This is a genomic window from Pseudoalteromonas phenolica (assembly GCF_001444405.1).
Taxonomy (GTDB): domain Bacteria; phylum Pseudomonadota; class Gammaproteobacteria; order Enterobacterales; family Alteromonadaceae; genus Pseudoalteromonas; species Pseudoalteromonas phenolica.
Map to the genome: position 1 here is coordinate 2,061,564 of NZ_CP013187.1, position 13,703 is coordinate 2,075,266.

General features: G+C 38.9%; 14 protein-coding genes and 2 tRNA genes. 5 read left to right on the forward strand and 11 right to left on the reverse strand.

The window, feature by feature from the left end; translation table 11 throughout:
• Positions 1–8: 8 nt before the first annotated feature.
• The 11 genes from PP2015_RS08980 to PP2015_RS09030 form a co-directional block, all read right to left on the reverse strand.
• Complete coding sequence (locus PP2015_RS08980; protein WP_058029954.1) at positions 9–2,120, reverse strand: DUF1302 domain-containing protein; 2,112 nt, start codon at positions 2,118–2,120, stop codon at positions 9–11.
• A 315-nt stretch (positions 2,121–2,435) separates the two neighbouring features.
• The gene (locus tag PP2015_RS08985; RefSeq protein ID WP_058029955.1) at positions 2,436–2,657 is read right to left on the reverse strand and encodes a DUF2835 domain-containing protein; all 222 of its coding nucleotides are present in this window, start codon (positions 2,655–2,657) and stop codon (positions 2,436–2,438) included.
• Positions 2,658–5,255, reverse strand: coding sequence for an aminopeptidase N (gene pepN, locus PP2015_RS08990; RefSeq protein ID WP_058029956.1), 2,598 nt, complete (start codon positions 5,253–5,255; stop codon positions 2,658–2,660). It lies immediately after the preceding gene.
• A 54-nt stretch (positions 5,256–5,309) separates the two neighbouring features.
• On the reverse strand, positions 5,310–6,770 hold the full coding sequence (gene nhaC / locus PP2015_RS08995; RefSeq protein WP_058029957.1) for a Na+/H+ antiporter NhaC: 1,461 nt from the start codon (positions 6,768–6,770) through the stop codon (positions 5,310–5,312).
• 272 nt (positions 6,771–7,042) lie between these two features.
• Positions 7,043–9,079, reverse strand: a complete 2,037-nt coding sequence (prc, locus tag PP2015_RS09000; protein ID WP_058029958.1) for a carboxy terminal-processing peptidase — start codon at positions 9,077–9,079, stop codon at positions 7,043–7,045.
• Positions 9,080–9,089: 10 nt separating this feature from the next.
• On the reverse strand, positions 9,090–9,743 hold the full coding sequence (proQ, locus tag PP2015_RS09005; protein WP_058029959.1) for an RNA chaperone ProQ: 654 nt from the start codon (positions 9,741–9,743) through the stop codon (positions 9,090–9,092).
• 14 nt (positions 9,744–9,757) lie between these two features.
• Positions 9,758–10,036, reverse strand: a complete 279-nt coding sequence (locus tag PP2015_RS09010) for a hypothetical protein (protein WP_058029960.1) — start codon at positions 10,034–10,036, stop codon at positions 9,758–9,760.
• Positions 10,036–10,494: a GAF domain-containing protein gene (locus PP2015_RS09015; RefSeq protein ID WP_058031593.1), complete on the reverse strand. Its 459-nt coding sequence runs from the start codon at positions 10,492–10,494 to the stop codon at positions 10,036–10,038. Before PP2015_RS09015 ends, PP2015_RS09010 begins: the two co-directional genes overlap by 1 nt.
• A gap of 131 nt (positions 10,495–10,625) precedes the next feature.
• Complete coding sequence (locus PP2015_RS09020; RefSeq protein WP_058029961.1) at positions 10,626–11,000, reverse strand: hypothetical protein; 375 nt, start codon at positions 10,998–11,000, stop codon at positions 10,626–10,628.
• 155 nt (positions 11,001–11,155) lie between these two features.
• A tRNA-Ser gene (locus PP2015_RS09025) sits at positions 11,156–11,246 on the reverse strand.
• A 40-nt stretch (positions 11,247–11,286) separates the two neighbouring features.
• A tRNA-Ser gene (locus tag PP2015_RS09030) sits at positions 11,287–11,377 on the reverse strand.
• A gap of 264 nt (positions 11,378–11,641) precedes the next feature.
• On the opposite strand from PP2015_RS09030, the gene PP2015_RS09035 reads away from it, so the two are divergent.
• The 5 genes from PP2015_RS09035 to PP2015_RS09055 are packed head-to-tail and all read left to right on the forward strand — an operon-like array spanning position 11,642 to position 13,668.
• Positions 11,642–12,310: a Bax inhibitor-1/YccA family protein gene (locus tag PP2015_RS09035; protein ID WP_058029962.1), complete on the forward strand. Its 669-nt coding sequence runs from the start codon at positions 11,642–11,644 to the stop codon at positions 12,308–12,310.
• A 54-nt stretch (positions 12,311–12,364) separates the two neighbouring features.
• A complete protein-coding gene (gene tusD / locus PP2015_RS09040) occupies positions 12,365–12,718 on the forward strand; it encodes a sulfurtransferase complex subunit TusD (RefSeq protein ID WP_058029963.1) in 354 nt (117 codons plus the stop codon).
• Positions 12,715–13,074, forward strand: a complete 360-nt coding sequence (locus PP2015_RS09045) for a DsrE family protein (protein WP_058031594.1) — start codon at positions 12,715–12,717, stop codon at positions 13,072–13,074. The genes tusD and PP2015_RS09045 overlap by 4 nt, the downstream gene beginning before the upstream one ends.
• Positions 13,071–13,337 carry a hypothetical protein gene (locus PP2015_RS09050; RefSeq protein WP_058029964.1) on the forward strand — a complete coding sequence of 89 codons (267 nt, stop codon included), beginning with the start codon at positions 13,071–13,073 and terminating at the stop codon, positions 13,335–13,337. The genes PP2015_RS09045 and PP2015_RS09050 overlap by 4 nt, the downstream gene beginning before the upstream one ends.
• A gap of 1 nt (position 13,338) precedes the next feature.
• Positions 13,339–13,668, forward strand: a complete 330-nt coding sequence (locus PP2015_RS09055) for a TusE/DsrC/DsvC family sulfur relay protein (RefSeq protein ID WP_058029965.1) — start codon at positions 13,339–13,341, stop codon at positions 13,666–13,668.
• The last annotated feature ends 35 nt before the right edge of the window (positions 13,669–13,703 follow it).

Sequence of the window (13,703 nt, forward strand, 5' to 3'; positions counted from 1 at the left end):
ACAAGCCCTTAAATTGAATACTTAATATTAAAAGATACAAAATCTCGGTCTGCGAAGGTATTAGTTGCACCGCCACCCCAGAATGTGTTGTAGCTAAAGTCAAACGACCAAGCATTCTGGTAAGTGAAGTTCATTGTCATACCTAAAGACTTTCTATCTTCGACAAATAGGTACATAGGATCTGGCGTAGTACCATTAACATCGTGTGAGAATACAAAACGCGGTGAGAAATTAACGCCAGCAAAAAGGTTGTTGTAATCACCTTTAGCAATTAGGCGATAACCCCACGACGAAGCTGTAGGAAACGGGTTAGTTTCTGGTCCATTAGATAATGCTGTATGTAGAAGGTCATACTCAGCACCTTTATCGAGTAACGGTCCATAACCTTCAATCGTGCCACTACGGCCAGTACCTGCAACATTCAGACGAAGTTCGTCGTAGCTAGGCATGTCTTTAATTGTAACCGCACCAACTTCACCCACTACAGCCCAGCTATCGGCACCTAGTGATGGGCCAAATAAATGCGTTGCTGTAAATTGAAGCTGCATTGAGTCTCGAAGAATGTAACCCTGTGCTACTTCGCCTGGACCAACGTAGCTTACTTGGTCTTTTGTGCTTAGTTGCGATAAGCTACTGAAGTCTTCTCGTAACCCAGCTGCCGCTAGTTGTTCAGCCATACCTGCATACAATAACTCTACGTCATCGATTTGAAGAGGTTCGTCTTGACGATAAGAAAACTCACCAGAGAAAGCCGTTTCACCAATAGCTGTGTTGAAGCTCAATCCATAAAGCTTGATATCTTCTGGGTAAGTGATTGTAGCTTGTGTAAATGCATTCAAATTAGTGACATTGTTTTCATCAATTGTGTTTGCTGCAATGTACGCTAAATCTTGTGCAATGACGTCAGCTTGGAAGTTTGACGCTTTACCAGAGATAAGCGGACGGCGGCTATGGTAATTAATGTAATACAGCGCAAATTCTGTATCATTTAGTTCAGGTGCGAATAAGCCAAGACGAATACCATATTGACCAGCATCCTTAGGCTCACTTTTACCATTCAACCCTTTACCTTTAAGCGCCACTTTAGTTGGATAAGCCATATACATTGAAGCAGCTGTTTCAGCCACTAACTGTTGAGTTGGTTCAATGCCTTGAGCAATGAGTGCTGATGTCGCATCAGCATACAGGCTGTTAAGAGACTCTGTTAAGTGGTAAAGATCTATATCAGGATTAGATGTAAAACCTAATTGAACATTTTGCATATATCCATTTTCAGAAGCAAAATCGTTTGTTGAGAAGTAACTGCCTGATGCAGGTAAGCGTGTTTCTTGCCATTGGTACTGATAAAAACCTTCTAAAGTAACGTTTTCAGTAATGCCCAATGATGCCCAAAACATACCTACAGGGATAAACGCTTCTTTTAATTCAGAGCCTGGCGCTCTTAAGCGGTCAATATCAACTGGGTTAACATTGATACCATGAGAAATAAGCGTACTTTCACCCCAGTTCACAACTTGTTGGCCAAGTCGAACTGATAATGGATTTTGTCCGTTATTAATATCAAAATCAGCCCAAATAAATGCATCTAATAGGCGAACATCAGAACAAACCTGTTCCTTTGTTAATTTATCAGCACAAGGGTCGACTTTTTTTCCCGATACTGGGTTTGTATAAGCAAAGTCACCATCTTCCATCGCAAAGTCTTTAAAATACATGAAGCGCGAGAAGATACCCCAATTGTCTTTTGTGATACTGAAATCGTGAGTGCCTTTGATTAATTGAGAAAAAGTGTCTCCAGAATCAAAGTTAAGGTTACCAGCATCACCATTATTCGAATAAGCGCCAGGCTGAGCCCATACTTGCGCAGAACTATACTTTGTGTTGCCAAGACCAGCATTGTAACCAGACCAATCAAATCTAGGATGGTTACTTTTACCAATATATTGGAAATCACGATCTTCAATACGGATACTTTGACCGTATGAAAAAGTAGAATCGAATGTGATATCAAAATCACCGACTTGGAAACTTGCAGCTGAAACATTTGCACTTGTTACAGCAACTGTGGCCGCTAAGCCGAGCATTATTTTGTTTGGAACAAAGAGCGCTCTTTTAATCATTATGCGTTCCCCCTATGCGGGTTATTTTAATCAAGTTGTTGTTTTTATATTGAAGTAACATTAGAAGTGAACGTACAAAAACTCAAATTCACAAAACCAAAAGTTACTATTTTTTTTGTTCTGGACACGACTTTACCCATGGTAAGACGTCTTACCAGATAATTTATAACACGTAATTCTGCTTTATAACAAATCCTATTCTTAAAATTGTGACGATTTAATACGCTGAACAATAAACAAATAATATTTTATTCTGAATTATTGTTTAATTTTAAAGCGATAAAAATCAAACCATTCTGAAGCAAATACCTATTTCTAGGAAACTTTCTCCAAGGAAATAAAGTTATTCGAATCTGTCAGACAAAGCCTAAAACGCCCTCTTATCCCTAGTGAGCTAACAAAACGTCGAATATGAGAAGCAGGAAAACGAATGCTTTTACCACCATCTTCGATTACTTGAACAAACTCATAATCGCCTCTGTAATAAGCCATACATTCGTCATTAGTGAGATTCAAATAAAAATGATATTCAACCATTTAAACGTTCAACGCCTTATCTACTTTTTCATATAAGTCATCACTCAAATTATCAACACTTGCAATACGTTCTAATTGAGACTTGATCAATTGTTGTCGCGTTGGATCGTACCTTTTCCAAGACATGAAAGGCGTAACCATTCTAGAAGCATTCTGAGGATTAATTGCGTTTAGCTCAATTAATAAATCTGCCAGTAATTCATAACCCTTTCCGTCAATTCGATGGAATTGAGCTGGGTTACTACGCGCAAATTGGCCAACTAAAGCACGAACTCGGTTTGGATTTGATTTATCAAAACAGGGGTGATCATATAACGACTTAATTAAATCAATCGCACTATCGTTATCAGTTGTGGCCTGTAGTGCAAACCATTTATCCATAACCAATGGATCATGTCGCCATTGAGCATCGAATTGTGAGATTAACTGTTCAGAAACTTCATGATCGGCATTTTTTACTGCTTTAAGCGCAGCCAATTTAAGAGTCATATTGTCTTGCTGGCTGTTCGCAAGCAACCAATCAGTGACCTCATCATTTTCAAGAAGTGCCAAATAATACAGTGCCGTTGCTTTTAAACTTCTTGCTGCAACCGCACTAGCACTAATTTCACCTGACTCTAAACAACTCTTATAAACAGCCGTTAGTTCTGATTGTAATTGCGTCGCAATTTGAAGTTCGAATTGCTTGTAGATGTCAACAAGCTCAGTGACAGGAACAGGAGAAAACTCTGCACTGACAGTATCAAAATTAGGTAATTTTATCAGCTCAGAGATAAGTGCTTTATCAGTGTTTTCTTCAGCAATTATTGATTTTAGTGCCTTAATTAATGTGTCAGAGATACTAACTGGGTTACTACCCGACAATGTGTTCACAGCATGTTGAATTTCCATTGTGAAAGCACGCTGGGCCGCTTCCCAACGTGTGAAATCACTAGAAGCATGTCTAAGAATGTGTATCAACTCTTCAGACTCGTAGTCATAGCTAACAACACAAGGCGCGGAAAAGTTTTCTAGTAAGACAGGCGTTGGCTTAGATAAAATATTTTCAAAAGTGAATTCTGCACTGATTTCTTTCAATTCAATAACAGCATCGAAATCTTTGCCATTAGAAATAAGCGGTATCGTATTGCCTGCTGTATCAAGGAGCTCGATTGCGAAAGGAATATGCAGAGGTTCAGAAACAGGATCATTTTCAGCATGAATCTGATTAAGTTTCAATGTGAAGGTTTGTTGCTCAACATTATAAGAAGTTTCGACTTGAACCGTTGGCGTACCAAACTGTCGGTACCAAAGTTTGAATTGCTCTAAGCATTTGCCACTTGCATCACCCATAGCCGCAACAAAATCATCACATGTCACAGCTTGACCGTCGTGACGTTCAAAATAAAGTTTCATGCCTTTTTGAAAGTTAGCTTCACCTAACAAGGTGTGCATCATTCGAATGACTTCAGCGCCTTTGTTATAAACCGTCACTGTATAAAAGTTATTCATCTCAATAACTTTCTCAGGACGGATTGGGTGAGCCATCGGGCCGGAATCTTCTGCAAACTGATGCGTTTTCATTGCCATAACTGCATCGATTCGATTCAATGCGCGTGAGCCAAGATCACTACTAAACTCTTGGTCTCTAAATACTGTTAGCCCTTCTTTTAAAGACAGTTGAAACCAATCGCGGCAAGTAACACGGTTGCCCGTCCAATTATGAAAGTATTCGTGGCCAACAATTGATTCGATCGTATGGTAATCACGATCTGTTGCTGTTTGTTGATTTGCCAAAACGCAAGCACTGTTAAAGACATTTAATCCTTTATTTTCCATTGCGCCCATATTGAAGAAGTCAACAGCCACTATCATATAGATATCTAGATCGTACTCTAGATCAAAGCGCTCTTCATCCCACTTCATGGCATTTTTAAGCGATGCCATCGCATGAGGTGTTTTATCTAAATTGCCTTTATCAACAAAAATCTCAAGTGCAACTTCACGACCGCTTCTGGTCACAAAAGTATCTCTAAGAACATCAAAATCACCAGCTACAAGGGCGAATAAATAACTCGGCTTTTTATGTGGATCTTGCCATTTAGTGAAACGACGTCCGTCAGGCCAATTGCCCTCTTCGATTTTATTGCCATTAGATAACAAGTAAGGAATGTCTTTATCGGCAATAATTGTTACTAAGTAATCAGTTAACACGTCAGGTCTATCTAAAAAATACGTGATTTTTCTAAACCCTTCAGCCTCACACTGGGTGCAATAAGCACCTTCTGAAAGATAAAGGCCCTCCAATGATGTATTTGTACTAGGAGAAATCGTGTTCTCAATTTCTAGTGTGAATTCATTTGGAAGATTCTTGAGCGTTAATGATGTCTCAGTTTGAACAAAATCTTTAAATAATTGACCATTCACTTTTACCGAGATCAAGTTCAATTCAACACCATCTAGACAAAGCTCAGAGACTGATTGCGCTGCTGAATAAAGTGCTTTGCTGACTACCTTGGTATCTGTTGGATCTAATTCTACGGTTAACTCTAAATTCGTTACTGTGTGAGAAGGTGCTTGATAATCTTTTAAATACTTAGCTTGAGGCTGGCTTTGCATATCGAATTCCTTAAAAGATTTAGCCCTTTAAAAGGGCTAATCATTATGCATGGATTATGCTTGTTCTTTGTCTAACTGTTTTGGCTCAATTTTTAAAATCTTAATGCCTATGTACGCATAGATTATGGCCAAGAATGGATTAATTAAGTTAAAGAAAGCATAGACTGCGTAGTCGAGTGGATTGATCATTAAAACACTTTGCATGTAAGCGCCACATGTATTCCATGGGATTAATGGGCTGGTAATTGTACCACCGTCTTCAAGTGTTCTTGATAAGTTCACACTCTTCAATCCGCGTTTTTTGTATTCTTCTTTAAACATACGACCAGGTACAACAATGGCGATGTATTGATCGGCAGCTATTAGGTTTGTACCGAAACAAGTTGCAATTGTTGACGCTATCAAAGAGCCTGTACTGCGTGCCACTCTTAAAATACTTCTTACAAACACTTCCAGCAGACCTGTCTTTTCCATAATGGCACCGAACATTAAAGCTGTCATTACAAGCCATGTGGTTGTCAGCATACCAGCCATACCGCCACCACTTAATAAATCATCCATGGTGCTATCACCTGTTTGAATAGCAAAACCATCATAGAATGTAGCCCAAACGAGCTTAAAATAACCAACTAATTGGCCTTGAGACACATCAACTTGCGTTGCAAGTAAGTCTGATTGGAAGATAAGCGCCCAAACAGCACCGATAACTGCACCAATTGAAATTGCAGGGAAAGCTGGCATCTTTTTATATGCTAAAACAAGCAAAACAATCAGAGGTATCAACATCATAGGGTTGATATTGAAGTTGGCATTCAAGATAGAAACGATATCATCAATTCGACCGATATCACTTGAAACTTCTGCACTGAACCCCATGATGACAAAAATAATCATTGCGATCACAAAGCTTGGTACCGTAGTCCACAGCATGTGTTGAATATGTTCAAACAGATCGCTACCGGCAACTGCTGGGGCAAGGTTTGTTGTTTCAGATAAAGGACTCAGTTTGTCACCAAAATATGCGCCAGAGATTACAGCACCCGCTGTGACGACCTGATCTAAACCAAGACCTGTTGCCACACCAAGTAATGCTACACCTATGGTTGCTGCCGTCGTCCAGGATGAACCTATACTCATAGCGACAATGCCGCAAATTAAGCAACTTGCAGCATAGAACCACTGAGGACTGATAATTTGTAAGCCGTAGTATATTAAAGTCGGAACAGTACCAGATAAAAGCCAAGTTCCTATTAATGCACCTACCATTAAGAGTATTAAAATTGCCCCTAATGATAAAGTGATGCCTTTAATCATAGCTTCTTCTAATAAGCGCCAAGTGTAGCCGTTTTTTAAACCAACTAAAGCTGCTGTAAACGTTGCGAATAAAAGGGCGATTTGATTCGGACCTGATGAAGAGTTATCTCCGTATAAATAAACTGCGGACCCTAATAAGCACACCAACACTAAGATTGGAATGAATGCATCAAGAAATGATGCTTGTTTTTGTTGTTTCAAGCGTGTTCTCCCGGCAAGGTGGACCTTGCTCTAATTAATATTCAAAGGCAAATAGCCTATTTTTATCTTCCGTTTTCACATTTGAATGTTTGCTAAAGCACTGATCTTTTCTCAGTGTTTTAGCAAAAGGTCATTTGAGACAAACGGATTATGATTTATTCACTATAATTTTCTGCCAGAAGAAAATTACGTACTTATTCCAATAATAACAAAACATATTGCTTAGAGTAATAAAAAAGGCGCCGAAGCGCCTTTGTTGAATAAATTTTAGCTTATTTCTGAATATTATTTTTTGCTAGTCGGCCATATCGGATTAGATCTTGAGTAATTAGAGCTGCTTCTTCTAAATAAGGGTCAAGCTCAGATATCACATCTGGTACATCATCTAAATCTTTAATGGGTTCTAAACCAAGACGCTTTAATCTTTCATTTGTTCTAGCCAATGAGCGCTGCTCTGATTCTTCTCTATCTTTTAACCTTTGAGACTCTACTAAAGAAATGAAGTTTTTGTCTTTCTCTTCGTTGTAACGAGCAATGTCTGACAATACATAATTGAACTCAGGTTCTTGCGCTACACGTAAATCATGCTTTTCATTTAGATATGTTACTAGAGGATTTAAGTTATCTAAGCTTTTATATTTTGCTTGTTTAATCTTATCCCATGGAAGTGCATTGTCCTCTTGGCTTTCACCCCACTCTTCAGGGTCAATAGCAGAAGGTAATAAAATGTCAGGTACGACACCTTTATGCTGGGTACTACCGCCATTAATTCGGTAAAACTTCGCAATGGTATAAGTTACGCTGCCGAGGGCATTGCTGAATAAGTCATAGTTTTTTGCAAGAGGTCTATGCTGCTGCACTGTACCTTTACCAAACGTTTGCTCGCCAATGACAATACCACGACCGTAATCTTGAATAGCTGCAGCAAAAATTTCTGATGCCGATGCACTATATCTGTCTACAAGTACAGTGATTGGACCATCGTAAAAAGTAATGCCGTCTCTGTCTTTTTGTGCTTCTACTCGATTGTATGCTGTATGAATTTGAACAACTGGACCTTGGTCAATAAATAGGCCAGTCAGTTGTGTTGCCTCGTACAATGAGCCTCCGCCGTTTTGACGAAGGTCAATCACAATACCATCAACGTTTTGTTCTTTTAACTTTGTTAGCTCGACCTTAACGTCTTTAGATAAATTATTGTAAAAACTTGGGATCTCAATAACACCAATTTTCGACGTTAAATCTGAATATTTAGCTTCAAATACGTCAGATTTTGCAGCACGGTCTTCAAGCTTAATTTTGTCGCGAACAATTTCAACCACTTTAGGTGTGCCATGGGTATCTGAACCTTTTAGATATTGAAGTCTAACTTTAGTGCCTTTTGGCCCTTTAATGAGATCTACAACATTATCTAAACGCCAACCTATAACATCGACAAACTCTTCACCTTCTTGCGCCACACCGACAATTTTATCGTCGGGTTTAATCTTCTCGGATTTATCTGCCGGACCACCAGGCACAAGTGAACGGATAACAGTGTAGTCTTCATCATAACCAAGTACTGCACCAATACCCTCTAATTCAAGATCCATGTCCATCTTGAACTGTTCAGCTCTACGTGGCGATAAATACGATGTATGTGCTTCAATGCTTCGCGCAAACGCATTCATTACGACTTGGAACGCATCTTCGCTATCTGTTTGACTTAAACGCTTCAATGCATTGTTGTAACGTTTAGTCAGTAAATCTTTAATTTCAGGCCACGTTTTACCTGTCAATTTTAAACGTAACGCATCAGATTTAACGCGTTGACGCCAATACTCATTCAATTCTTCTTGTGTTGTAGCAAACTCAACTTCTTCTCTGTCGTAGTAGAATGCATCTTCTTTATCAAAGGTCATCTCTTTGTCTAGAAGCGAGATTGCATATTGGAAACGTTCAAAACGGCGCTGCAAACTTAAATTGAATAAGTCATAAGCAAAATCAAGTTTGCCTGACATAAGCGCATCATCGAATTGCTTTTTATTCACTTCAAAACGCGCAATATCAGACTGTAAAAAAATAGATTTACTGAAATCTAAAGACTCAACATATCTATCAAATATTTGCTCTGACAGCGCGTCATTGAAGCTAAATCGCTTGTAATGCTGACGAGTAAATAAGTTAGTCACCCTTTTACTTGCTGTTGTATGCTGAGCCTCTTGCTTTAATACGGGGATATCTTTCGCTGTAACAGCATCAACTGCAGCGAAAGAAGCACTAGAGATGAGTGCAACGACAACGGGAATGAGCGAAAACTTTTTACTCATACACTACTCCTTAAACGATAAATAAGCTGTCAGCTTTTGTTTTAACTTGCATACCTGTTACTAATTCAACATGAACTTCGTCTTTGTTTACTTCAGTAATAGTCGCATTAACAAGTGCTTGACCAAGTTTAACTTTTACTTTGTTATTAACCTTGACTTCAGAAGCTGGCAAAGGTTCAACTTTTCCTGAACTACGTTTTGCTTGCTGTGGTGCAGGCTTCTTGTTAACTCTAGCGCCTTTGTCGTTAGAACGTGATTGTCCGTGCGGTTTCTTTTTGTAAGATTTTGTGTCACCGTCTTGCTGACGCGAACGCTGAGGCTTTTTACGCTTAGCCATTTTTGCGCGGCTTTCTTCAAGTGCTTTCTGAGCGTGTTCAATGTGCTCTTGTTCCACTTTTTCAGCATCATTACCATCTAGGTCAACGCGGAATTCATTTTTAGTTACGGCTTCTAAATAGCGCCAGTTCGAAGTATATTTACGTAGGGCTTGACGAACCTGAGTTTTACTTACAAGTTCTGAGCCTTCAATACGTTCAGCAACGTCTTTAAAAATACCAACTTTTAACGGCTTAATGCCGTCTTTTTTCTTGAAGCAATTAGGAAATTCTTTAAATAAGAACTCCAACACTTCATTAATGTCTTTTAGCTTGTTTGTGGTTTCCATGTTTAACCTATTTGTTATACCTGTTCATCTAATGATGAATGAATATAGTGAGTAACCCAATCTGTTAACTCTTCAAACTCAGCCTCTATAAGCGCCAAATCACCACGAAGATGTTCCCAGATACCGTTAATCAAGTTGTCGATTGTTTCACAATCTAAATCATCAGGTAGCATACCCCATGCAAAATGAATTAACTCATTTAGTGTTTCAGCTACCTGCTCTTCCTCTCCTTCCCAATCACCAACATCATGAATGGCAAAAAGATAATCTTGTACATTTAAAAGGTCTTTCACTAAAGTGTGGCCTCAAAAATTTTCACAATTTGTTCAAGACCTGCTTGGTCATCTAAATCAAAGCGAGCATGAAGTGGGCTATCAATATCCAACACACCAAAAACTTCGCCGTTTTTGAAAACAGGCACTACGATTTCGGAGTTTGAAGCAGCATCACAGGCAATGTGTCCAGCAAAAGCATGCACATCTTCAACAAGTTGAGTTCTTTTCGAACCTGCTGCAGTACCGCACACCCCTTTTCCAACCGGAATACGGATACATGCAGGATTACCTTGGAAAGGCCCTAGCACTAACTCTTCAGGCGTATCGATTAAATAGAAACCTGCCCAGTTAACGTCATCTAACGATGTAAAAAGCAAAGCACTTAAGTTTGCCATATTTGCGATTGCGTTTTTTTCGTCGCTGATCAAACCTTCAGCCTGTTTTGCCAAAGATTGATAGAAGTCTGTTTTTTGCATTCGACTCATCAAAATAAAGTGTTCAAATGCTTAAGGTACTCTTTAGCGTTAAGAATTAAAACCTTTTCAGCAGAAAAACTGTTAATAAACTGAAAAACAGAGCATTAATTGGTTAGTTTTCAGGCTACACGTTAATTAAAGCGTCTTAAGCCATACAAAAATAGACCAGAGGCAAGTGCAGCCATCACTGTATTGACTAAAAATACCATACCTGCTGAAGCTGAAAATAAGAAGCTAAATAAGGCCCCACCAAGCATCCCTAGAGTCAAGACACCTGAATATTGAACTTTATTATATTTATACATGAGCATATAACCAGGCACTACGAGTAACGCCATCGAAAGCCCGACAATATGCGCATTAGCTATAGCACTCATCAACAAAGAAAAAAACATTTTTGCCCCACCACTTTCTACACTCAGTGCGTAGTATACCCCTAACGTTGTCCCTACAATTACAGGAGCCAGTAGTGACATTGCCACACTTTTAGCTAGTTGTTGTTTCATTGAAGCTCACCCTTCTTTTTAATGTATCAATTAGAGAGTGTATGAAAACGTACAAATAACCAGTGGACTTTAGTCGAAGCACTAGCCAAGTGTATAAATGAAAGGCAAAAAAAAAGCCGCTAGATTACTAGCGGCTTACTTATTCTATGAATAAGTGGCGGAGAGATAGGGATTTGAACCCTAGATACGCTATTAACGTATGCCGGTTTTCAAGACCGGTGCTTTCAACCACTCAGCCATCTCTCCGAAGTCGGAACTTTTCGATTACTCAAAAAGTCAAAATTAGTGGCGGAGAGATAGGGATTTGAACCCTAGATACGCTATTAACGTATGCCGGTTTTCAAGACCGGTGCTTTCAACCACTCAGCCATCTCTCCGCAGCGGGGCGAATAATAGGGAAAGCTGAGGCTGTTGTGAAGCTTTTTTTTCAACTTTTTGTTTAACCGAGCAAAAAAAGGACACAACGTTCGTTATTTCAGCGAAAATGGTCATTCAACATATCGAAATCAGGTTTTTATTGTGTTTTACCCAAAAAAAACCGATCGGGTATTTGATTAACTATATTTGCCCACATTTATAAGACTTGATACTCTTAGGTAGTTCATTTATCGGAACATTTGTTTCATTTAAGGAGTTTAACCATGGCATTCAATCATTCGTACGGCGCCGCTAAACCGGTAATGTCGACAATTGAAACGAACAAGGTTTTAAAAAATACTTATTTCCTACTGGCTATGACACTGGCATTTAGTGCAGTGACTGCCGCTATTTCAATGACAATGGCATTACCACGCTTCACTGGCCTGGTTTGCTCGTTGATTGGTTTTGGTTTGATCTTCGTAATTCAGAAAAAAGCCAACTCATCATCAGCAATCGGTCTAGTGTTCCTTTTCACTGGTATTATGGGTTTTGGTTTAGGTCCTCTACTTGCTCACTACGCAGCAATGCCAAATGGCGGCCTACTTATTACTCAAGCACTAGGTTCTACAGCACTGATTTTCTTCGGTCTTTCAGCGTACGCGTTAACAACTAAAAAAGACTTCTCATTCATGGGCGGTTTTTTAACAGTTGGTTTAATCGTGGTTGTAATCTCAAGCCTAGTAAACCTTTTCATTGGTAGTTCAGTTGCGTTTATGGCTATTAACGCTGCTGTTGTATTGCTGATGTCAGGTATGATTTTATTTGATACTAGCCGTATCATTAACGGTGGCGAAACAAACTATGTAATGGCGACGGTAAGTCTTTACCTAAACATCTACAACCTGTTTGTATCACTACTTCAACTTCTTGGCATGTCAAATGATGACTAAGTCATAAGTTTTGTTAAAATAAGCCCCATCTGGGGCTTTTTTTATGAGAAAAATTTGCGCAATTTCGTCTTGTCACTGCATTCTGGTGTTGATGATCACCACAATGTATTCCTTTTAAAACGGTTTGTTGATGCTGCTTTACAAGTGGGTCATCAGATTGATTGTATTTTCTTGTACCAAGATGGTGTGTATCACGCCAACCAAAATATACAACTTGCTAGTGACGAGTTTCCTCTCGTAGAGACTTGGCAATCGCTACATGCTTTAAACATTCCTATTTTACTGTGCGTCACAGCAGCAGAAAAACGAGGCATTGATATTGATAACACTGGTAGTTTTAAAGTCGCAGGTCTGGCTGAGTTTTCAATGTTGGCAGCAAAAGCTGATAAATGGGTACAATTCAAATGAAGAATATCTTAGTCATCAGCAATAAAGCCCCTTTCGATAAAATGCATATTCGCGAATCATTGGATACGTGCTTAATTTTCGCAGCCATTGAGCAAAACATCAGTTGGTTATTTAAAGATGATGCTGTTTTAGCTTTAAAATCTGGCTACAACCTCTCAAATTCAGGTTTAAAAGATTTTTTTAAAACTCTTAAGACACTTGAAATCTATGATGTTGAACAAGTGTATGTGTGTGCCGAAAGCTTAAAAAAATATGCACTGACTTGCGATGATTTAAGTATCGAGATCACCCCACTCTCTTTAGAAGAGCAGCAATCACTCATTACTAAGCAAGATCATACGGTGGTTTTATCATGAGTACTGTCCATATTTTCTCAAAGCCATTCAGTAACTATAACGTCACAACAATTGAGCTGATACAAAATGAAACTAACCAGGTTTTATTAACCGGTGATGCTTGCTTTGATTGGCGCACATTTACATCACTTCAAGTAAAGAATGTATATTTATTAAAAACATGTGTTGAGCTTCGAAATATTGAAACTTCTGACGCTGTTAACTTAGTTGACGACTCAACTTGGGTCGAACTAATCTCCACCAACAACACAGTAAATTGGTAATATGATCGAATTTAATAACATCCAAATAGAGACTGATAAACAAGGTTACTTAGTTGACCATACACAGTGGTGCGAAGCATTAGCACCTATCATTGCTGCGGAAGAAAATATTGAGCTATCTGAAGCCCATTGGGAAGTTGTGCGTTTTGTCAGAGACTTTTATGAAGAGTACAACACCAGCCCTGCAATCCGTATGCTCGTGAAAGCCATGGCCAAAGCACTTGGTGAAGATAAAGGCAATAGTATGTATTTATATAAACTATTCCCAAAAGGTCCAGCTAAACAAGCGACAAAAATAGCTGGCCTTCCAAAACCTGCGAGATGTATTTAAGCATCTAATCAAAATTTAGATATAGAAAAAGGGCT

What these genes read in the sequence shown, in the direction of transcription:
- PP2015_RS08985 (WP_058029955.1), bottom strand. Translation starts at nt 2,657, where the DNA reads ATGGTTGAATATCATTTTTATTTGAATCTCACTAATGACGAATGTATG.
- PP2015_RS09050 (WP_058029964.1), top strand. Translation starts at nt 13,071, where the DNA reads ATGAGTACTGTCCATATTTTCTCAAAGCCATTCAGTAACTATAACGTC.
- PP2015_RS08980 (WP_058029954.1), bottom strand. Translation starts at nt 2,120, where the DNA reads ATGATTAAAAGAGCGCTCTTTGTTCCAAACAAAATAATGCTCGGCTTA.
- pepN (WP_058029956.1), bottom strand. Translation starts at nt 5,255, where the DNA reads ATGCAAAGCCAGCCTCAAGCTAAGTATTTAAAAGATTATCAAGCACCT.
- proQ (WP_058029959.1), bottom strand. Translation starts at nt 9,743, where the DNA reads ATGGAAACCACAAACAAGCTAAAAGACATTAATGAAGTGTTGGAGTTC.
- PP2015_RS09045 (WP_058031594.1), top strand. Translation starts at nt 12,715, where the DNA reads ATGAAGAATATCTTAGTCATCAGCAATAAAGCCCCTTTCGATAAAATG.
- PP2015_RS09020 (WP_058029961.1), bottom strand. Translation starts at nt 11,000, where the DNA reads ATGAAACAACAACTAGCTAAAAGTGTGGCAATGTCACTACTGGCTCCT.
- PP2015_RS09015 (WP_058031593.1), bottom strand. Translation starts at nt 10,494, where the DNA reads ATGCAAAAAACAGACTTCTATCAATCTTTGGCAAAACAGGCTGAAGGT.
- prc (WP_058029958.1), bottom strand. Translation starts at nt 9,079, where the DNA reads ATGAGTAAAAAGTTTTCGCTCATTCCCGTTGTCGTTGCACTCATCTCT.
- PP2015_RS09035 (WP_058029962.1), top strand. Translation starts at nt 11,642, where the DNA reads ATGGCATTCAATCATTCGTACGGCGCCGCTAAACCGGTAATGTCGACA.
- PP2015_RS09055 (WP_058029965.1), top strand. Translation starts at nt 13,339, where the DNA reads ATGATCGAATTTAATAACATCCAAATAGAGACTGATAAACAAGGTTAC.